The following is an 18,667-nucleotide window of genomic DNA, read 5'->3' on the forward strand; positions in this document are numbered from 1 at the left end:
TCATTAGCGCACATTAGTCCCGTTTTACTCACCTCCATGAGGGAGTGCAGGTGCAGGGCAGTCAGAACCGCTCCGCGGCCGCGGTCTGCGGCTGGGTCATCGTCCTCGTCGGCGTGCTGCCGGCCCTGCTCCTGCAGATCTCCGACGTACGCCTCAGTGCGGCGCTCGTCCTCCAGGCTGTCGTGGTGGCCCACGCCGGTGGCGCGTTGGGCCGGGTGCTCACCGGCACGTCGGTGCGGCTCGTCGCCCTCGGTTTCTGGCTCTTCACCTATGTGTGGCTCGGTCTGGCCCCGCTGGCCATGCTCACGGCGGACGTCTACCCGCTCTCCTACCACGCCAGTGACTCCACGGCTTTCGCCGCCGCGGCCGTGACCGAGATCGGGCTGATCGCCTACAGCGTCGGGGCGGCTTTCGCCGCACGGCGCGCGGAGCGCCCGTCGGCCGTCCTCGAACCGGTCCTGTCCCGCAGGCTCGCGCCCGTGCCCGTCCTGCTGTTGTGCGGGCTGTCGCTGGCCATCGCCGTCGTACTCATCCCCCAGCAAGGTGACCTCGGCGACTACTTCACGAGCAGGCAGGCGGTGCGGGCGACGGGCCACGCGGCGGACACCGAGCGGGCACTGCAGACCTGGCTCCTCGCGGTCCCTGCCTTCTGGGCGCTGGTGGCGCTGGTCCACTTGCCACGCCGAGCGGGCGGCGACCGGCTGGTGCGGCGCATCGCCTGGTTGCTCCTGCCCCTCCTGCTCGCGCTCAACGTGGTGGTCAACAACCCCATCAGCAAACCGCGGTTCTGGGCGGGAACCGTCCTGCTGGTCCTGCTCTTCTCCTGGCGTCGGCTCACCCGCCCTCGCGCGTTCCGCCTGGCCGCCGCGGCACTGGTGGTCACGGTTCTGCTGGTCTTCCCCTACGCCGACTACTTCCGTTACGACAAACGGGAGGACCTCGACATGGTGACCCTGAGCGAACAGTTCTCCACGAGCATGGACTACGACGCGTTCCAGCAGATGCAGACAGGCATCGACTACGCGGAGGAGAAGGGCTTCTCTCCCTCACTCGCGCTGGGTCCGGCGCTGTTCATGGTGCCGCGTGCGGTGTGGCCCGAGAAACCGGAAGCCACGGGCATCACCTTCGCCCGGTTCGCGGGCTATCAGTTCAAGAACCTCTCGGCGCCCCTGTGGATCGAGAGCTACCTGTGGGCCGGCCCGACCTCCGTGGTCGCCGTGTTCTTCCTGCTGGGTGCCGCCGGTCGCCGCATGGACGACATCCGCCGACGGCTGGGGGACGCGAAGGCCACGCTGGCGCTGCTGCTGGTCCCGGCCTTCGCCTTTTACCAGATGATCCTCCTGCGCGGCAGCCTGATGGCGATCGCGGGGCCGTTGCTGCTGCTGATCGTCATTCCGCTGTTCATCACCGCCCCCGCCGCCCGGTCATCCCGGTCCCCCTCACCGGCCCCGTGGGCCCCGCCCTCCGGACATGCACCGACCCCCTCGACAGGAGGCTTCCGTGACCAGCTCCACCAGCTTCGATGACCGGTACGACGAACGTGACCAGCTCCGCGACCAGCTGCGGCGCTTGCTGAGGTACCGGGGGACCATCGCGCTGGGCATCCTCCTGGGCCTGCTGGGCGGTCTGCTGCTGGTGCTGCTGCGCGCCGGCAACTACACCTCCACCGGTGAAGTCCTCGTCCGCTCGACAACGGATCCGTTCAGCCCGTTCGGCGTGTCCGTCGACCATCAGGTGAGCATGGGCACGGAGCGGCAGATCTCGTTGAGCGCCACTGTCGCCGCCCGTGCGGCGCGGGCCCTGGGCGAGCCGTCCCGTGCCGACGGGCTGCTGGAGGGCCTGCGCGTCTCCAACCCGGCGGACACCCAGGTCCTCAGGTTCGAGTACACCGCCGGCACCGCCAAGCGGGCCGCCCGGGTGACCAACGCGTTCGTGGACGCCTACCTCGCCGACCGCAAGGAGCGGACGGACGGTGTGGTGACCAGGATGACAAGAGCGCTGGAGCAGCAGGTGGCCCTGTTGGGCAAGCAGGCCGCGGCCATGCCGCAAACGCCCCAGAGTGCGGCTCTCGGGGACCAGATCAACGTGCTGCAGAAGCGGATCTCGGACATCAAGGCCCGTGACACCACCGGTGGTGAGGCGGTCCGCAGGGGTGAGCCCCCGGCGCACCCCTCGGGGCCGGGGGCGGCCGCGCTGATCGCCCTCGGCCTGATGACCGGCCTGGCCTCGGGCATCGTGCTCGCGTGGCTGCGCTCGGCCCTGGACCTGCGGGTCCACTCGGTCGGCGACGTCCAGGCCGCCCTGGGGGTACCGGTGCTCGGGATCCTGCCCAAGGCCAGCGGTGTCGACGACGCGCTGCTGGAGCTCGGCCGAGGCGGCGGCAGCCGCGCCGAGGCGTACCGGGCACTCGCCTTCCGCCTGCGCAACAGCGAGGCCGCCGCCCCCGGCGGCAGCCTGCTGGTCGTGGCGCCGAAGCAGGACGGCGACGCCGCGGTCACCGCGGTCAACCTCGCTGCCGCGTTGGCCGAGTCCGGTGAGCAGGTGCTGCTGGTGGATGCCACCGCCGGCACACCGGGCCTCGCCGGGAGGCTGCCGCTGGTGACCGACGACGGCGTCGACGACGACGTACTGCCCGCACTCATCGACGGCAGGGTCGTCATCGACGCGGGCTCGGCGGGGCGGTTCCTGCTCGCCCCCGACAGGCGCGGCGCCACCACCGGCGACACCCCGGCCTCCCCCATGGTGACGCGCGTCCTGTCGGTGGCCGCCTCCGGCAGGTCCACCGTCGTCGTCACCCGCCCCCTGCTCGAACACGCCGACGGCCTCGCCGTCGCCCAACGCGTGGACGGCATCCTCGTGGTGGGTGACCTGGGCCGCACCAGGCGCGACGACCTCATGCGCATCCGGGAGCTCGTCAGCTGCTCCGGCGCGCGGATCGTGGGCGCGGTGCTCGACACCGGCACCCGGCGCGGCCGGCTCAGTACAACCGTGGACAACTCGCCGGTCCGTGGCCCGCGGGCGTCCGTGGTGCCGCCCGTCCACGTCGACGCAGTCGCGAAGCTGCCCGCGCCCGCGGACCACCTGGACGGCGCGGCGCAGGAGAAGAGGCCTTCGACGCCGGCGCCGCCCACGCAGGCGAAGAAGCCCTCGAAGCTGGCGCCGCCCGCCCAGGCGAAGACATCCTCGAAGCAGGCGCCGCCCGCCCAGGCGAAGAAGCCCCCGAAGCCGGCGCCGCCCGCCCAGGCGAAGAAAACCTCCAAGCCGGCGCCGCCCGCCCAGGACGCCACGGTCACCGCTTCCCAAGGATGAGCGCCTCCGGCACGGCCGTTTCCGCCACCGGCGCAGCGGCCGCCCGGAACGGAGTCGCCGCCACCGCACGCGGTGGATGGTGGGGCTTCCTCGGTTCCGTGGTCAACGCCGCCTTCGGCTACATCCTCGTCGCCCTGGTCACCCGTTCCCTCGGTTCCCATGGCTCTGGAGCGGTGTTCACCGGGATCGCGGTGTTCACCATCCTCAGCAACACGTGCAAGCTCGGGGCCGACACAGGGCTGGTGCGTTTCGTGTCCCGCGATGTGGCCGTGGGCGGCGGCCGGCAGGTGGGCGCGCTGCTGCGCGCCGCCTTGGCGCCCGCGGCCATGGCGAGCACCGCCGCGGCCGTTCTGCTCTTCCTCTCCCCCTCGACGGCCACCGTGCTGCTTCCGGACCTCACCCCTGATGACGCGACGACCCTCGTTCGTCTCTTCGCGTTGTTCCTGCCGCTGGCGACGATCACGCTGATCCTGCTCGGCGCCACTCTGGGCTACGGCACCGTGGTTCCGTTCGTAGGGGTCGAGCAGATCGGCAAACCGGTCCTTCGTGTGCTGATCGCCGTACCGATCGTCCTGTTGGCCCCGCAGGCGCTGAACCTGGCCGCCGCCTGGCTCGTCCCCTCGTTCGCCGGCGTCCTGGTCGCCTGGGCGGCGCTGCGCCGGTGCAGGGCGAAGGCCAGGGAGACGGCGGACGGCGTAACAGCCGTCGACCGGCGGGGGTTCTGGGTCTACGCCGCACCACGGGCCGTCTCGTCCGTGTTCGACATCAGCGCCGCCTGGGCAGGCGTCATTCTGCTGTCGAGCCTGGCGACGAGTGAGGAGGCCGGCGTCTACACCGCAGTGAGCCGCGTCGTCATCGCCGTCACACTCCTGCAGCTCGCCATCCGGCTCGCCGTCGCTCCGGAGATCAGCCGGCTCCTCGCCCTGGACGAGTTCGGGCAGGCATGCCAGCTGCACCGCGTCTCCACCCGCTGGATCGTGCTGTTCTCCTGGCCCCTGTTGGTGTTCACCGCCGGCTTTCCCGCCACCGTGCTCTCCTTGTTCGGGCCCGAGTTCGGCCAGGGGCAAGCAGCCTTGCTGCTGCTGTTGGCCGCCTCCGCGTTCAACGTGGGCGTGGGCAACGCGCAGACGGTGCTCCTCATGGCCGGCAAGAGTTCGTGGCATCTGGCGGTGACCGGAACCGCATTCGCGGTGCAGATGGCCGTCGGCTTCCTGACCGTGCCTCGTATGGGAATCCTGGGAGCCGCCCTGTCGTGGGCGGTGGCGATCGTCCTGGAGAACGTCATGTCCGCGGCCCTGGTACGGCGATATCCGGGCTTCACGACCGTCGATCGGGGCTACCTCGCCGCGACCGGCGCCGGCCTCGGCGTCACGGCGGCTGTCGTCCTCCCCGTCCGGCTGCTGGTCGGTGACACACCCGCCGGACTCGCCGCCGGAATTGCCCTGGGGTTTTGTGCGTTCAGTGTAGGTTTGTGCCGGTTTCGCGGCATGCTTGGGCTGCCTGAACTGGTCGGCGTGCTCCGCAAACGAGTCATGTGAGGGATGGCCCCCGCCTCGGCCGACCTGTGAGGCCGCCGCTCTGCCCCCCTCTTCACCCCCCTCATCTCCGAGACTGGGATGCTGCATGCGCCTGAGAAAACACCCGACAAGGCTGGTCACCACGGCTTCCGCCGTGATCCTCGCCGCGGCCGCTTCACTCATGACCGCCCACGCCACGTCGGCCGCGGATGAAGGCACCCTGACCGCCGACCCTTTGCCGACGTGGCAGACGGACGGCATCGTCTGGTCACTTGAGTACGCACAGGGTGTCGTGTACGCGGGCGGCGAATTCGGCAAGGTTCGACCGCCGGGCGCGAAGCCGGGCGAGAAGGAGGTCGTGCGCAAGAACTTCGCCGCGTTCGACGCGGTCACCGGCGCCCTCCTGCCCTGCGCCCCTTCCTTCACGGGCGGCCCGCGACCCGTCACCGCGCTGAAGGCCTCACCGGACGGCCGGGTCCTCTACGTCGGAGGCTCCTTCGGGAAGGCCTCGGACGCCTCCGTGGCCCGCGCGGTCGCCCTCGACACGGCCGACTGCACCCTGCGTCGAGACTTCCGGCCCGTAATGTCCGCGCCCGTGCTGGCCATTGAAACCACGGATGACACGGTGTACCTGGGCGGCGACTTCACGCTGGTGAACGGCCAGGCGAGGAAGCGTCTCGCGGCCTTCACCCCCGACGGATCGCTCCTCCCGTTCAGCGCCGACATCGACCGGCCGGTACGGGCCGTCTCTCACGCGCCCGAGCACGGAAAGCTCATGGTCGGCGGCGACTTCGACCATGTGAACGGGAAGCCGGTCCACGCGCTGGTCGCCCTGCACCCCTCCCGGGGCTCGACCGTGTCCTCCTACCCCTACTGGCTCCCGGAACGCTCCGTGGTGAAGTCGCTGGCCCATGACGGCACGAACTTCTACCTCGCGGCGGAGGGCAGGGGAGCGGGCATCTTCGACGGCCGGATCGCCGGCAGGCTGTCCGACGACACGATGGTGTGGAAGGACAACTGCAAGGGAGCCACCCAGGACCTCGTCGTCCGCGGCGGCGTCCTGTACAGCGCCTCCCACGCCCACAATTGCTCGGCCACACCCGGAGGGTTTCCCGAGCACCGAAGGCGGCAGCACTTCCTGGCGCAGTCGACCGACGACGCTCGCATCCTCCACTGGTACCCCAACACCAACGAAGGCATCGGTGAAGGCATCGGTCCCCGCTCCTTGGCGCTGGCCGGGGACATCCTGTGGGCAGGCGGCGAATTCACCTCGGTCAACGAGCAACCGCAGCAGAGTCTGACCCGCTTCGCGGCGGAACCCGACACCGGAACCCCGCAGCCGGTCCCCCGGCTCACCGCCACTCCCGCCGGCCCCGGCCAGATCACTCTCTCCTGGCAGGCGGCCTGGGACCGGGACGACTCCGAGCTCACCTATCTGATCCACCGTGACGGCGTCCTCGTGGCCTCGCCGTCGCGGCGGTCCACGTGGTACGACCGCCCGACGATGACCTACACGGACTCCGTCACTCCGGGCTCCCGCCACCAGTACACGATCACCGTCACCGACGGCAAGAACGCTTCACCCCCTTCCGCGCCACTCGAGGTCACCTCCGCCGACGAGCAACCGGCGGGTTGACGATGAGGAGAAAGCGACTCGGATACGCGCCGGGGGTCTTCGACCTGTTCCATGTGGGTCACCTCAACGTCCTGCGCCGGGCCCGGGAACAGTGCGACATCCTCGTCGCCGGTGTCTGCTCGGACGATCTCGTGGTTCGCCTCAAGGGCAGACCGCCCGTCGTGCCGCTCCCCGAGCGGCTGGAAGTCCTGCGCAGCGTGCGCTACGTCGACGATACGTTCGTCGCGACCGTGGACGACAAGGTCGAGATCTGGAGACAGCTCGGGTTCGACGTCATCTTCAAGGGGGACGACTGGCTCGGCACGGACCTCTGGACCTCCCTGGAGAGCGAATTCGCGAAGGTCGGTGTGCAGGTCGTCTACTTCCCGCACACCGCGCACACGTCCAGCACGATCCTCCGCCGGGCGCTCGACCTCCTGAGCCCCGCTGAGGCCGGCGCAGGGCCGTCGTTCAGGAGTTGACCTCCGGGATGATCCGTTCCCCGTAGGCGTCGATCGTGGCCTCGGCGATGTGGGCCTCCGGGAGGCCCAGCAGGCAGAAGCGGTCGACGATCTCGTCGGGGACGAAGTCGGTGGAGGGGTTCCCGGCGCGGCCGTGGTGGCTGTAGTCGTAGCCCTGGCGGGCCTTGATGTACTCGGTGAGGTCCTCGGGGACCATCGAGGAGTGCTCGCCGTAGCGGGAGACGAGGTCGGCGACGTGGTTGCCGACCATGCCGCCGAACCACCTGCACTGGTCACGGGCGTGCGCGAGGTCCTCGCTCTCGTACGCCGGGGCCGCCACGCAGATGGTGATCGAGTCCGGGTCGCGGCCGGCCGCCACGGCGGCCCCCCGCCACCGAATTTCGGTGGCGGGGGGCCGCTGTCGTCCCAGCACACCGACAACCCCGGATCAGACATTTCAATCGTAGGCGTTCCCAGCCATCTTGTGCTTGAAGTCATCGCTGTGCTGGACGTACTCGACGATCGTTCCGTCCGGACTCATGGCGCGCAAGTTGCGCCCTGAGGGAACCACTTTGATATCGTCGATGATCTTGACGCCGGTTTGGATGAAGTATGCGCCCACGGCGTCCAGGTCATCCACCAGGCAGGTCAACTTGGTGGTCTCGAACCGCTCGGTGTCGGCCTTGTCTCCCGCGAGCAGCAGGAAACCTCCGATCCCCACGATATCGAGCCTGAATTCCTCGTAATAAAATTCGTGGTGCGGACGGTCCACTCCCTGGAGCGCCATGTAGAACTTTTTACATGCTTCGAGTTCCGCCTTTCGAAGGTATACCCTGTAAAAAGATTTGACGATCTTCACGGCTGCTCCCGCCTCCCCTACCGCCGCTCCGTCAGGAAATGGAACGCCTTACCGTTGACGGTAATGGTCATGTACATTCCCGATCCCTCCGTGGCCGCACCCTGCGAGACGGTGTACGGCATGTGCCACTGGTACTGCACGAGGGTTCCCTTTTCCGGAAGGAAGTCCGACCCGTCGTACCGCGAGACGTCGCCGTAGTTGTTGACGCCGAATCGACGGGGGTGCGTGCCTATCCACGGAAACACGGCTGCGCCGGTTCGCGCGAAGTCCTCCGGCGTCTCCAGCTCCACGACGGCTTTCTCCGCTTCGATCGCCAGCTCCTTGTAGTAGTCGCGAATCTGACTACCATCGCTCCGATCGACCACCTCGCGCGGAACGAACAGGAACATGAGGTGGTTTCCGAAGGGAAGGCTTGCGCCGTACGAGGCGTTCTTCATCACGAGAAGGTTCTCACTGGACCTCTTCTGGAACTCCGCCTTGACCGAGTCGAGAAACGAACCGATCTTCGCAGCCGGCTCGACGGTCTCGCGAACCGTCCAGGGCATGATCCGCACGGTTTCGTTCTCGTCGACGGACGGCTTCCTCTCGGGGAGGTACTGGTTCAGGTCAGCGGTCTGCAGTTGAAGCTCCGCTATCGCCTCCGCGATGCGGAACCGGTCTTCGCCCGCCTTCATGGTGCTCATCAACGCCTGATGGAAGCGGAAGCACCTGTAGCCGTCCTGCATCGACATCGGGAAGGCCGTGAAGATCCCCTGGATGTTGGGGTTCGACCTGTACGTGACGGACATCAACAGGAAGCCGTCGTAGTAGTGGGGGTACTCGTCGAGCACGATCCCCTGAAATGATTCGATCGGGAATTCTTCCGGACTTTCGAACTCCCGCTCAATCAAATGACACTTCGAGAAGAGCGGGTTCTGGTCGAAGAAGTGACCGGCCGCGGCTCGAAAATCTTCGAGCGAAAAAGGCCGCTCGACGCTGTATGTCGAAAGCGCCGGGTAGAACTGCGCCACGTTGAGGGGGCGCGGGAAAGACATCAGGTTGAGACGGATCATCTTGTCGGCCATCGACAAAGGCATGCCTGATCACTCCAAGAGACGGGTGCGAGAAGGGCTGGAGGACGTTTCGGCCGGTCCGGTCACCCGGCCGCGTCCTCCTCCACAGCGTGAGCGGATTCCGCACGCCAGGTGCACCCGTCGCCCGCCTGCTCGCACGACACCGTGACGTCCGGTTCCACGTAGCGGGTGGCGATGGCGGTCTGGAGTTTCTGGCAGTACCCGCACGGTGACTTGAACGTCAGCACGACGCCGGCGCGGGCTGCCTTCTTGCGGTACCGCAGGATCCCGCAGTCGGCATTACGCAGGACGGTCCCCGAGGGCTGGGCCTCGGTGGACACCGCCGAGTCGTACAGCAGGAGCTGACGTTGCAGCCGGGCCACGAAGTGATCGGCGGCCGACACCCCTTCGGGCCGTTGCGCCCGCAGCAGGTCCGCGGTGATACGGGAGTTCGCCTCGATCCATCCGTCCAGGCCTTCTTCGCCGTGCTCTCCCAGGACGAACTCCTCCGCGGCCGCCTGGGCCTCGAAGTACCGCTGGCGCCACAGGTCGACCTTCTCCTCCGGGTCGAGAGGAATCGTTTCAACGGTCATGGTCCGCCTCCTTCCCGGTGACGTTGTCCAACTCGGCGAAGACCTCCTGGGCCACGCGCAGTCCGTTGTTGGCGACCGGCCAGCCGCCGTAGTAGGCGAGCTGAATGATGACTTCGACGATCTTCTCTCGCGACATGCCGAGGTTCAGGGAGGCACCGATGTGGCCCCTCAACTCCCAATCGGTCCGCGCCATCGCGACCGCGGTCAGTGCGACCAGTTCGCGCTCCTCCAGGCTCAGTTGCGGGCGGGCCCAGATCTCGCCGAACAGGTGGTCGACGGTGATCTGCAGGAACTCCGGGTAGGAACCCGGGCGTGGTTCGCGGCCGAAGACCTCCTTGAAGATGACTTCACCCCGCTCGCGCCGGGCAGACTGCTGATTCATCGATCAACTCCTCCGTACGGGGACGAACGTTCGCGTCAAGGCGAACAGGCGACGATCGCTCGGACCCGGGCGGGTCCGACAACGGCCCATCACAGGACGATGCTGAGCTTGCCGTGCTCGTACAACGTCTCGTGGTCGAGCACCACGACCCTTCTCCGGATCCGGAACGACTCGCCCTCGGCGACGAGTTCGCACCGATACTTTCCGACGTAGGCGTCGGAGCGCCCGTGCCCGAAGCGGTATGCGACGACATTCGCCGTCACCTCGAGGTGGCTGCCCTGATCAGCCAGGATCTCCACGTTGCTGATCACGCGATTCGTTCGCGACCGCGGGTCCTCGCACCACACCTCACCATTGAGGATCTGCTCGATCCGCTGGCGAAGCCGGGCGGCATCGTCGTCGATGAGCCCGAGCGCGCCGGCCGGCTCGCCGCGGACGTCGGTAGCCGGTACCACGTAGCGGATGTCGTCGGTCAGCATCTCGTCGTACCACTCGGTCAGACGCCACTCGTCGAGCAGCCGGGCCTCACGGAAAAGGAACTGGCTCACCCGATGCCACAGCCTCAACTGGGCCGCATCGTCGACTATCAGTTCGCTGGTCATTCCTGTTCCGCCCCTTGCAGCTCGGCCTGGCGAGGGACTTCGAAGTGACCGTCGTCGCCGTGCATCATCCGGTCCCACTGCCGCCAGAATTCGCGGGCGGGAAGCTCGTCGGTCGTCTCGGGGATCTCCTTGTCCATACCGCGTGACAGGTCCGAGTAGCGCACCGTGCTGTTGCGATAACCGCGCTGGCACGACTCGATGATCTCGATGTCGTCGGGAGTGGCGAAGCCGGCGGGGCCGAGGAACGTCAGGTAGTGGCTCTTGCGGAGTTCCCGGATCTCCGGATCTTCGTCCTTGGGGGCCAGCGCAACCGAGGTGATGGCCATCCGGTCGGCGCCGACCGGGTCGATCTTGCGGATCGTGAGCGCAATCGCGTCGATGATCATCAGGTTGGGGAAGATCATCAACGCGCGGTTCATGCCGGTGATCCGTTGGGCGCGTTCGGCACCGAACTTCTCGACGAACCGTGCGGCGGTCGCCTCCATGCGCGGCCGGAGCTCGGGGTCGAACATCGGCGTCCAGTGGGCGAGCGGGCGGGCCGCGGCCGGCGGCAGCTCGTTGGCTCCATGGCCCAGGCCGAGGGCGCGGGCGAAGCCACCCCGTCGTCGTGGTGGCACCGACCCGAGCGACTGCATGTAGCTTACGTACCGCTTGTGCAGGGCTCGGAAGTGGTAGATGTCGACACTGTTCTCCATCATCAGCTTCCAGTTGGCCTGAGCCCCGTGGAGTTGCGCGCCTTGGATCACCTCCATCCCGGTCTCGGACTGGTCGGCTACCAGATCGATGTATTCCGTGGCTCCCGCCAGGTACTCGGTCAGGGTGCGCGGCTGCTCCGGATCGAAGGTGACGAAGACAAAGCCGCGGTAACTGTCACTACGGTGCTCCGCCAGGCCGAAGTCCGCCTTCCGGAAGCCCGGCCCGTACCCGTCCGGAATGGGAACCCCGGTCAATTCGCCCTTGTTGGAGAACGTCCAGTCGTGATAGGGACACCGGAAGGATTTGACCTTCCCGGCCGGCTGCGAGCAGAGCAGGGCCCCGCGGTGAGTGCAGCTGTTGGCGAACACCCGGATCACCCCGTCGGACCCGTGCACCATGAACACCGGGCGCCCGCCGACATCGCGCGACACGTAGGAGCCCGGCTCGGGCACCTCCGATTCGTGCCCTACGTACAACCAGCAGCGATCGAAGATCCTGGCCATCTCCCGTGCGGCCACGTCGTCGTCGGTGTAGGCGCGGCGGTCCACCCGGAACGAGAGGCGCTCCAGATCATCGACGACGATCGGTTCGTCCTCCAGCCGCTGCAGTTCGATCGTCACTGCTCCCTCTTTCGCTGTAGTTTCTGAACGGTTCAGACCACCACCTCGGCCGTGCGTGCGGCAGCATCGCCACAGGATTCCGCGGCCCTGCCAAGTGGTGGATCACAACCACGGGCAGGCTGTCAGACCGCCCAGTCGGTCGTACATAGGACCTAAGTCCCTGGGACTTAAGTCCCTGGGCCTTAAGTCCCATCGCACCCGGTCCGGGGGCCGTCGAAGGCCAGGTCAGGGCGCACATTGAGGTAGCGTCTCGGGCCTGAGGAACGGCGGACACGGAACCGCTCAGCGACTGACCCTCAATTCGTGCACGATGCACCCCATGTCCTGTATGAAAGCCCGAGGGACACCTATGCCCAGGTTCAACAGCCCCATCATCGGGACGAGTTCCCCCATCGCCGGCGAGATGGCCCATTCTTTGATCCGGATTCACCGGGACGTGCCCAGCGGAGGAGGCATCGATGAATGACAGGCCGTTCCATGTCCTGCTCGGCCCGGACGGTGCCGGCAAGTCCTCGGTCATGGCGGAGGTTGAGCGCCGGCTGCCGTCGTGGCGGGCGCTTTCCACTGACGATGCATTCGTCAGACCTGAACACGGCCTCGTCACCCGACTGCGACACGACGTGGTCGGGGAAATCCTGCCAAATCTCGGAACGGCGTATTCCGTTGATTTCATGGCCAGTCTCCTCCAGGCGGCCGTGGTCCATCTGAAGGACGAGATCCAGCGTCAGGACGACGACGTTCCCGTGGTGGTGGACTCCTACTACTACAAGATCCTCGCGAAGTGTCGACTGGCCGGTATCGAGGAGAACCCCATGTACAGCTGGTGGCGCTCATTCCCGCAGCCGTGCGCCGTGGTCTACCTGGACGTCTCACCCAGGTCCGCGTGGCGGCGTTCGGGCAATGGGGCGCGGCTCAACGCTCTGGAGCACTTTGGCGATTTCCCCGAATGGCCGGGCTTTGAGGAGTACCAAGAGAGCCTTCGCAAACTGATGCTGGAAGAGGTAAGGGAATTACCGGTGACGATCATCGAAGAACAGCCCAGTGCGGCCCGCACGGCCGACGCGGTGGTGGAGGTGCTCACCTCGTGACCTCACACAGGGGCTGGGCAGCCACCGGGCATCTGGATCGCTACCGGCAGCGGGTGTTTTCCGAACGCGCTCGGCTCGGCGACGCGCTCACCGATCTGCGCGGGCAGCAGCAGCGCGTTCTTGCCGACCTCGTCGAATTCAACTCGGGAACCGAGTTCGGCAAGCGGCATGGTTTTGACCGCATACGCGACATCGACGACTTGCGCCAGGCCGTTCCCATTCAGGACTACGCCGCCCACGCGCCGCTGATCGAGCGCACGGCAGCGGGTGAGCCGAACCTGCTGACGGCCGACCGGCCGGTCGTGTACTTCACCAGCAGTGGCAGCACCGGCGCACACAAGAAGATCCCCGTCACCCCGCGGTTCATGAGCACCACCTTCTTCCCGTTCTACTACGCGGCCTGGGCGCCCCTGATCGAGAACTTTCCCGAGGTCGGGCAGCGGCCCGACGCGGTTCTCAACCTCAAGCACGACCCGCTCTCCGCACCTCCCACGACGGCTGCCGGGCAGCCTCATGTCGGCGCCAGCCAGGTCGACTTCGGTGAGAAGTTCGGTGAGCCGCTCTCGGCCGAACTCGGCACCGCGGCCCCCTGGGCCACTCTCCCCGTGGACGTCGCGCCCGACGACCATCTGGAGAAGATGTACTTGAGACTGCGGCTGGCGGTGCAGAGCGATGTCCGCTGTCTCATCGGGATCAATCCGGCCATGATCGCGGCCGTCCCGTATCAGCTCAATCTGTGGTGGGACCGGATCGTCCGAGAGGTGCGGGACGGGACCCTGGGGGGCGGCCCCCACGGCAGCCCCGATCCGCGCCGAGCGGCCGAACTGGAACAGCTCGCCTCCTACTTCGGTACCGTGGATCCGGCCCACGTATGGCCCCGGATCCGTGCGCTGTTCGGCTGGACGACGGGTGTCGCATCCCTCTACCTGCCGGCACTGCGTGAGCGGTTCGGTACCGGTGTGACGGCCCTGCCCGCGCCCGTCGCGGCGTCCGAGGGGCCGGTCGGGGTGCCACTGGACCGCCACGGCTCCGCCGGGAGTCTCGTCGTGTCGGCGGCGGTGTACGAGTTCGTGGACGCCGATGCCGATCTCGCGCCCGACGCCCGGACCCAGCTGCCGCACGAACTGGAGGCCGGACGCGAGTACCACGTGGTCTTCAGCCACGTCGGCGGGCTGTACCGGTACGCCGTCGGCGACGTCATCCGCGTCGAGGACCTGGTCGACGGAGTGCCGCGGGTGACGTACGCGGGCCGGGCCAACCGTTCCGACGTGGCCGGAGAGCGGCTGCGCGAGTCCCAGGTCGTCCGGGCCTTGCGAACTGCCCTCGAAGCCACCGGCCTTGGCATCTCCAACGTCGCCTGCCGGGTCGAACGCCAGAAGACGGCCCCGCACTACGTCTTCGCCCTGGCTCCGCACACCCCCTGGCAGGAGGCCGAGTCCAGCCGCTTCGCAGTTCTGCTGGACGCCGCCCTGCAGGGGGAATCCGCCGACTACCGGCGAGCCCGTACGGACCGTCGCCTCTCCGCCCCCGTACTCCAGCTCCTCGACCCCCATGCGTTCCACCAGGACTGGCACGCCGCAGTAGGGAGCGGGATCCGACCGACTCAGGTCAAGGACCGGCTCTTCAGGCAGGACGACCTCCTGTGGCAGCGCCTGACCAGTACGACACCGGCCAGCCCCTCACCGAGAAACGAGGCACTTCGATGACCGACCTCCTGGACCCGGTGGAGCGGACCGCGCTGCTCACTGCCGCCCTGCGTGCCGCTGAAACCCTGCGTGAGGACCGCCTGTACGAGGACCCCTACGCGGCCAGGCTCGCCGGAGAGGCCGGCCCGCAGCTGCTTTCCGAGGTGCACGCGGCAACCTTCCCGCCCGACCGGCCCCGGTCCCTTCCGAGTACGCCCGACTACAACGCGATCCGCACTCGGTTCTTCGACGGCTTCCTCGCGGACGCGGCGCGGGACCGGCAGATGAGCCAGATCGTGCTGGCTCCCTCGGGCATGGACTCCCGGGCTTACCGGATGTCCTGGCCCGACCACATACGCTACTTCGAGGTCGACCGGCCGGCCGTCCTGGACTTCAAGCGCGGGCGGCTCCAGGGAGTCGCCCCGCGCGTGGCCCACCGGTCGGTGGCCGTGGACCTCACTGCCGGCGACTGGGAGAGCCAGTTGATCGACGCCGGATACGACCCGACGCTGCCGTCGACCTGGCTGCTCGAAGGGCTCCTCTATTACATCCCCGAACCGGACACACACCGCATGCTGGAGCGGGTTGCCGCCATCACGGCGCCCGGAAGCCGGATCGCGGCCGATCTGGTCAACGCCGCCGCCCTGAGCCTGCCGCACATGCGGGGACTGCTCGACGTCTTCGCCAACTGGGGCTGCCCATGGCTCTTCGGCACCGATGAGCCCGAGGACCTCTTCGACCGCTACGGGTTCAGCGTCGAGGCCACGCAGCCCGGCGAGCCGGATGCGGACTTCGGCCGCTGGCCAGACCCGGTTCCGCCGCGCGACGTCAAGGATGTCCGCCGGGTCTTCCTCGTCCACGGGACACGCCGGTGACCAGGCCGGCCGTGGTCGTGGGCGGCAGTGTCGCTGGTCTCGCCACGGCTCTGGCGCTCGCCGAACGAGGCTTTCCGGTACGCGTCCTGGAGCGCTCGGCTCCTCCACCGGAAGGCCCGGTCGACAAAGCCGCCGAGCTCTGGCAGCGTCCCGCCGTGCCGCAAAGCGGCCACTCGCACATTCTTACGTCGCTCGGGGTGCGTGTGTTGCGCCAACGGGCCCCCCACCTGCTGGATGCCGCCCAAGAGGAAGGAGCACGGCTCCTCGACCTCACCGAGGCGGCGCCCACGGAGGCATTCGACAAGGCGGCGGACGACCACGAGCTGGTTGCTCTGGCCGTCCGACGTCCCCTTCTCGAACTGCTGCTCCACCGCGCTGTGCGTGCCCTTCCGGGGGTGGCCTTCGGCCACGGAACCGCGGTGCGTGGGCTGCTCCTGAACCCGGCCCGGTCCCGCGTCGCCGGTGTGGTGACGGATCGGGGCGAACGAGTGCCCGCGCGGTTCGTCGTGGACGCCACCGGCTGGAAAGCGGCGGCCCAGACCTGGCTCAGGAAATCAAGAGCTCCGATCGGCGAAGACCTGGTCGGCACCACGCAACTGCGCTGTTTCAGCCGGTTCTACCGGCTGAACGCGCCAGGAGACGACTGGCCGGGTCCGCTCAACCGGGGCAACGCGGCAGGAGGTATCTGGGACCACTACGCGGCGGTCGTGCACCCTGCCGACAACGGCACCTTCGCCATCTCCGTAGGGGCTCTGACCTCTGACCCGGCCACCACGATCCTGCGCGAACCCGCCGCCTTCACCGCCGCTGCTCGGCTGTCCCCCTACGTGGCGGCATGGATCGAGGAGGGAACTGCGACGCCGTTGACGGACGTACACGCCATCACCATGCCGCCCAACATCATGAGGTCCACGGCGCGCCCCGGTCAGCGACAGATCGCTGGGCTGTTCGCCGTCGGTGATGCTGCCTGCGTCACCGACCCGCTCTTTGGTCGCGGTATGTCGCTCTCCTTGCAGCACGCCTTCCAGCTGGCCGATCTCCTCGATGCCCATCCGACCGTAGGGGAGCACCAGAGTGAGAACGCCGTGCGACTGGCCGAGGAGGTCCATCGCCCGTGGTACGAGCAGGCCGTCCACGACAGCCGGGCGTACGGCGGGCTGTGGCGGGCCCGCGCCGAGGGACTCGCACCGTCTCCGGTGCCGCCCGCCGTTCAGGGCCGCCCCTCCATGGCGGACGTGGCTCGAGCCGCCGCAGTTGACGCCGTGGTCTGGCGCGGTTTCGTGCGCGTCCTGATGGGCCTCGACACCCCCGCGGAGATTCTCGACAGTGCCGGATTCCAGGACAGGGTGCGTACCGCCCCCGCCGACCGTGCCCCGATCAGCGCCCGGCCGCCGACCCGGCAGGAGCTACTGGAGGCCATCACCGCCAGGAGGGAGGGCTGATGGGCGGCACCCGCCGGAGGGTACTGCTGGCTCCGATCACCGTCACGCCGTCCAAGCCGTTGACTCCGAGCCATCTCAAGGGCTTGCTCTGGGCAGATGTGATGTACCGCGCCACGGCGCAAGTAGCCGACGTGACCTACCGCTACAGCCACACGACGTACCACCCGACCGAGCAGACACTGGGCTTCTGGGAGTTCCTCGACCGAACCCGGGGTGATACCGACTACTCCTGCCGGTCGGAGGAGGAGATCGGTGAGCTGTACGTGCGCTACCGGGCCGAGGGGCCGGTGCCCACGGCCAAGCTGGCCCCCTACGCCGAGGCCGTCGAGCGCACCGACTACGTCCACCCGGCGGGGGCCCGCGTCCTTCGTCTGTGGGCCGGCCACTACGAACGGCTCGGACTGCACGATCCCGGACTGCTGGCACACCAGCCGCCCGGACTCGGTCTCGACGAGATGGTCGACGAACTGGTCGCGGAGGAGCTGGGCCTGGACCAGCGGGATCTGGGCGGCCCGGTCTATCTCGACGCCACCCGTTTCGGCCTGCCCCTGCGGCAGATGATCGCTGCTGACGGGCGCCCCAACTACCTTGCCTGCGCGTTGCGCGAACTGCTGCCGCTCGCACCCGAGTACGACGAAGTCGTGCTGCTCTACGACCGTGAGCTCGACCCCGACTATCAGCTCCTGGAGCGGGTTCTGACCCACAAGGGAACCCTCGTGCATCGGGTGCCCCTAGGCAGGGTGCCGATCGACGGGAAGATCACCTCTGCCCGGCAGGGTGGCTGGCACGACCACACGATGAGCGCGATCCTGCGCTCCGTCGGCGACAACCACGATCCTGCCGCGCTCCGGCTCGGCATGCGCCTGTACTTCATCGCCGGACTCGGACCCGGACAGCAGCAGTCCTTCCGGTCCGATCTGCTCCGCAAGAGCCTGCGCCGCGCCGAGAAGCTGCTGAGCTCGGCGGAAGCGGCACCGATGGACGACCACGACGCCCTGTTCGGGCTGTTGGACAGGCATCGGCGCGGCCACACCCACATCGACCCGTACCGACTCACCTCGTCTCTGCTCGGCCGGCAAAACCACGCTCCCGGCCGAGCCCTGCTCAGCACGGTGTTCCTATGACGCTCAGCCCTGATCTCCTGCTCACCGTGGCCGCCGAGCGGCTGCTGGTGACCCGGCCCGAGTTGGCCGGGCACCTCGACCTGTCCACCTCCGAGGCGCTGCGCAAGGCCAAGGCCACCCTCGCGGGCGGGGAAGCGGACGGACCGCACAACGGTGCTGCCGTTGTCATGGTCGTCGGCCGCTTCTCGCTTCCGCACTGGGTGCAGGAGACCTGCCGCTTCGCCCTGTCGGTGCCGACGGACCGGACCGGACCGTGGCATCGCTCGTTCACCCGCACCCTCTTCCTGGCGGGCCGGCCGAACAACCTCAAGGAGAGATTCGCCTTCGACCACATTGCCGACGACGGGTCGACGGCCTGGATCGGGCCCGCTCCGGACGAGGCCACCGCCGCACTGCGCCGGTTGCTCAAGTCGTTCGACGGCACACGGGAGTTGCCCGCTTGGGCTCCGACCACCGTGGCGATACCGGCGCCCGTCGGTGAAAGCTCCGCCGGTTCCCGGCCGGTCTGCCGCGACCTGTACATCGCCACCGCGGGGGTGTCCGTCTCCGACGTACTCATCCAGGTCAACCACCTACTCGCCGAAGCCGTGTTGGACGGGCTGATCCAGCCGGGTGACCGGCTGACCCTGCGTTCCGTGCCCCGTCTGGCCGGCCTTGCCATGCGGTTCGCCGCACTGCGCGTCGACACCGATACCCGCCGGCCCCACGAGCTCCGTGCCTACGCCGGACTGACCGAGGAGATCTGAA

General features: G+C 68.1%; 17 protein-coding genes and 1 pseudogene. 11 read left to right on the forward strand and 7 right to left on the reverse strand.

The genetic code is table 11. The annotated features are described in order from the left end of the window. Window positions 1-50: 50 nt before the first annotated feature. The 5 genes from ACZ4TV_RS04350 (at window position 51) to ACZ4TV_RS04370 (ending at window position 6,923) form a co-directional block, all read left to right on the forward strand. Window positions 51-1,526 carry a hypothetical protein gene (locus ACZ4TV_RS04350; RefSeq protein ID WP_468130526.1) on the forward strand — a complete coding sequence of 492 codons (1,476 nt, stop codon included), beginning with the start codon at window positions 51-53 and terminating at the stop codon, window positions 1,524-1,526. Beyond that, window positions 1,501-3,309 (forward strand): hypothetical protein, encoded by a 1,809-nt coding sequence (locus tag ACZ4TV_RS04355; protein ID WP_468130528.1) that lies wholly within the window; start codon window positions 1,501-1,503, stop codon window positions 3,307-3,309. The genes ACZ4TV_RS04350 and ACZ4TV_RS04355 overlap by 26 nt, the downstream gene beginning before the upstream one ends. Next, on the forward strand, window positions 3,306-4,847 hold the full coding sequence (locus tag ACZ4TV_RS04360; RefSeq protein ID WP_468130530.1) for a lipopolysaccharide biosynthesis protein: 1,542 nt from the start codon (window positions 3,306-3,308) through the stop codon (window positions 4,845-4,847). Before ACZ4TV_RS04355 ends, ACZ4TV_RS04360 begins: the two co-directional genes overlap by 4 nt. 85 nt (window positions 4,848-4,932) lie before the next feature. After that, window positions 4,933-6,462, forward strand: coding sequence for a delta-60 repeat domain-containing protein (locus ACZ4TV_RS04365; RefSeq protein ID WP_468130532.1), 1,530 nt, complete (start codon window positions 4,933-4,935; stop codon window positions 6,460-6,462). Window positions 6,463-6,464: 2 nt separating this feature from the next. Beyond that, window positions 6,465-6,923 (forward strand): FAD synthase family protein, encoded by a 459-nt coding sequence (locus ACZ4TV_RS04370; RefSeq protein ID WP_468130534.1) that lies wholly within the window; start codon window positions 6,465-6,467, stop codon window positions 6,921-6,923. Here the strand turns inward: ACZ4TV_RS04370 and ACZ4TV_RS04375 are convergent. The 7 genes and pseudogenes from ACZ4TV_RS04375 to ACZ4TV_RS04405 all read right to left on the reverse strand — a co-directional run. After that, window positions 6,913-7,293 (reverse strand): annotated as a pseudogene (locus ACZ4TV_RS04375) (LLM class flavin-dependent oxidoreductase); the annotation flags it as partial. The gene ACZ4TV_RS04370 and the pseudogene ACZ4TV_RS04375 overlap by 11 nt on opposite strands. Before the next feature lie 66 nt (window positions 7,294-7,359). Beyond that, entirely contained in the window at window positions 7,360-7,761 is a 402-nt protein-coding gene (locus ACZ4TV_RS04380) for a VOC family protein (protein ID WP_468130535.1), read from the reverse strand. A 17-nt stretch (window positions 7,762-7,778) separates the two neighbouring features. After that, window positions 7,779-8,825, reverse strand: a complete 1,047-nt coding sequence (locus ACZ4TV_RS04385; protein ID WP_468130537.1) for a hypothetical protein — start codon at window positions 8,823-8,825, stop codon at window positions 7,779-7,781. Between the two features lie 71 nt (window positions 8,826-8,896). Then, a complete protein-coding gene (locus ACZ4TV_RS04390) occupies window positions 8,897-9,406 on the reverse strand; it encodes a hypothetical protein (protein ID WP_468130539.1) in 510 nt (169 codons plus the stop codon). Beyond that, on the reverse strand, window positions 9,396-9,788 hold the full coding sequence (locus tag ACZ4TV_RS04395; RefSeq protein ID WP_468130541.1) for a carboxymuconolactone decarboxylase family protein: 393 nt from the start codon (window positions 9,786-9,788) through the stop codon (window positions 9,396-9,398). The genes ACZ4TV_RS04390 and ACZ4TV_RS04395 overlap by 11 nt, the downstream gene beginning before the upstream one ends. An 89-nt stretch (window positions 9,789-9,877) precedes the next feature. Further along, complete coding sequence (locus ACZ4TV_RS04400) at window positions 9,878-10,390, reverse strand: aromatic-ring-hydroxylating dioxygenase subunit beta (RefSeq protein WP_468130543.1); 513 nt, start codon at window positions 10,388-10,390, stop codon at window positions 9,878-9,880. Continuing rightward, window positions 10,387-11,706, reverse strand: coding sequence for an aromatic ring-hydroxylating oxygenase subunit alpha (locus tag ACZ4TV_RS04405; protein ID WP_468130545.1), 1,320 nt, complete (start codon window positions 11,704-11,706; stop codon window positions 10,387-10,389). The genes ACZ4TV_RS04400 and ACZ4TV_RS04405 overlap by 4 nt, the downstream gene beginning before the upstream one ends. A gap of 458 nt (window positions 11,707-12,164) precedes the next feature. Here ACZ4TV_RS04405 and ACZ4TV_RS04410 point away from each other — a divergent pair, with 458 nt between their 5' ends. Genes ACZ4TV_RS04410 through ACZ4TV_RS04435 form a run of 6 tightly spaced genes read left to right on the forward strand, consistent with a single transcriptional unit; the run spans window position 12,165 to window position 18,666 of the window. Continuing rightward, entirely contained in the window at window positions 12,165-12,794 is a 630-nt protein-coding gene (locus ACZ4TV_RS04410; protein WP_468130547.1) for a nucleoside/nucleotide kinase family protein, read from the forward strand. Further along, window positions 12,791-14,500 carry a GH3 auxin-responsive promoter family protein gene (locus ACZ4TV_RS04415; protein WP_468130549.1) on the forward strand — a complete coding sequence of 570 codons (1,710 nt, stop codon included), beginning with the start codon at window positions 12,791-12,793 and terminating at the stop codon, window positions 14,498-14,500. Before ACZ4TV_RS04410 ends, ACZ4TV_RS04415 begins: the two co-directional genes overlap by 4 nt. Continuing rightward, window positions 14,497-15,354 (forward strand): class I SAM-dependent methyltransferase, encoded by an 858-nt coding sequence (locus ACZ4TV_RS04420; RefSeq protein ID WP_468130551.1) that lies wholly within the window; start codon window positions 14,497-14,499, stop codon window positions 15,352-15,354. Before ACZ4TV_RS04415 ends, ACZ4TV_RS04420 begins: the two co-directional genes overlap by 4 nt. Then, window positions 15,351-16,796 (forward strand): FAD-dependent oxidoreductase, encoded by a 1,446-nt coding sequence (locus tag ACZ4TV_RS04425; RefSeq protein ID WP_468130553.1) that lies wholly within the window; start codon window positions 15,351-15,353, stop codon window positions 16,794-16,796. The genes ACZ4TV_RS04420 and ACZ4TV_RS04425 overlap by 4 nt, the downstream gene beginning before the upstream one ends. After that, the gene (locus tag ACZ4TV_RS04430) at window positions 16,796-17,920 is read left to right on the forward strand and encodes a hypothetical protein (RefSeq protein ID WP_468130555.1); all 1,125 of its coding nucleotides are present in this window, start codon (window positions 16,796-16,798) and stop codon (window positions 17,918-17,920) included. Before ACZ4TV_RS04425 ends, ACZ4TV_RS04430 begins: the two co-directional genes overlap by 1 nt. Next, window positions 17,917-18,666, forward strand: a complete 750-nt coding sequence (locus ACZ4TV_RS04435) for a DUF6182 family protein (protein ID WP_468130557.1) — start codon at window positions 17,917-17,919, stop codon at window positions 18,664-18,666. Before ACZ4TV_RS04430 ends, ACZ4TV_RS04435 begins: the two co-directional genes overlap by 4 nt. Window position 18,667: the final 1 nt, after the last annotated feature.

It is taken from the genome of Streptomyces sp. NPDC028910 (assembly GCF_055564955.1).

Excerpts from the sequence above, each read along its gene's own strand:
- ACZ4TV_RS04360 (WP_468130530.1), top strand. The coding sequence starts at position 3,306 with ATGAGCGCCTCCGGCACGGCCGTTTCCGCCACCGGCGCAGCGGCCGCC.
- ACZ4TV_RS04365 (WP_468130532.1), top strand. The coding sequence starts at position 4,933 with ATGCGCCTGAGAAAACACCCGACAAGGCTGGTCACCACGGCTTCCGCC.
- ACZ4TV_RS04370 (WP_468130534.1), top strand. The coding sequence starts at position 6,465 with ATGAGGAGAAAGCGACTCGGATACGCGCCGGGGGTCTTCGACCTGTTC.
- ACZ4TV_RS04385 (WP_468130537.1), bottom strand. The coding sequence starts at position 8,825 with ATGGCCGACAAGATGATCCGTCTCAACCTGATGTCTTTCCCGCGCCCC.
- ACZ4TV_RS04390 (WP_468130539.1), bottom strand. The coding sequence starts at position 9,406 with ATGACCGTTGAAACGATTCCTCTCGACCCGGAGGAGAAGGTCGACCTG.
- ACZ4TV_RS04395 (WP_468130541.1), bottom strand. The coding sequence starts at position 9,788 with ATGAATCAGCAGTCTGCCCGGCGCGAGCGGGGTGAAGTCATCTTCAAG.
- ACZ4TV_RS04400 (WP_468130543.1), bottom strand. The coding sequence starts at position 10,390 with ATGACCAGCGAACTGATAGTCGACGATGCGGCCCAGTTGAGGCTGTGG.
- ACZ4TV_RS04410 (WP_468130547.1), top strand. The coding sequence starts at position 12,165 with ATGAATGACAGGCCGTTCCATGTCCTGCTCGGCCCGGACGGTGCCGGC.
- ACZ4TV_RS04420 (WP_468130551.1), top strand. The coding sequence starts at position 14,497 with ATGACCGACCTCCTGGACCCGGTGGAGCGGACCGCGCTGCTCACTGCC.
- ACZ4TV_RS04430 (WP_468130555.1), top strand. The coding sequence starts at position 16,796 with ATGGGCGGCACCCGCCGGAGGGTACTGCTGGCTCCGATCACCGTCACG.
- ACZ4TV_RS04435 (WP_468130557.1), top strand. The coding sequence starts at position 17,917 with ATGACGCTCAGCCCTGATCTCCTGCTCACCGTGGCCGCCGAGCGGCTG.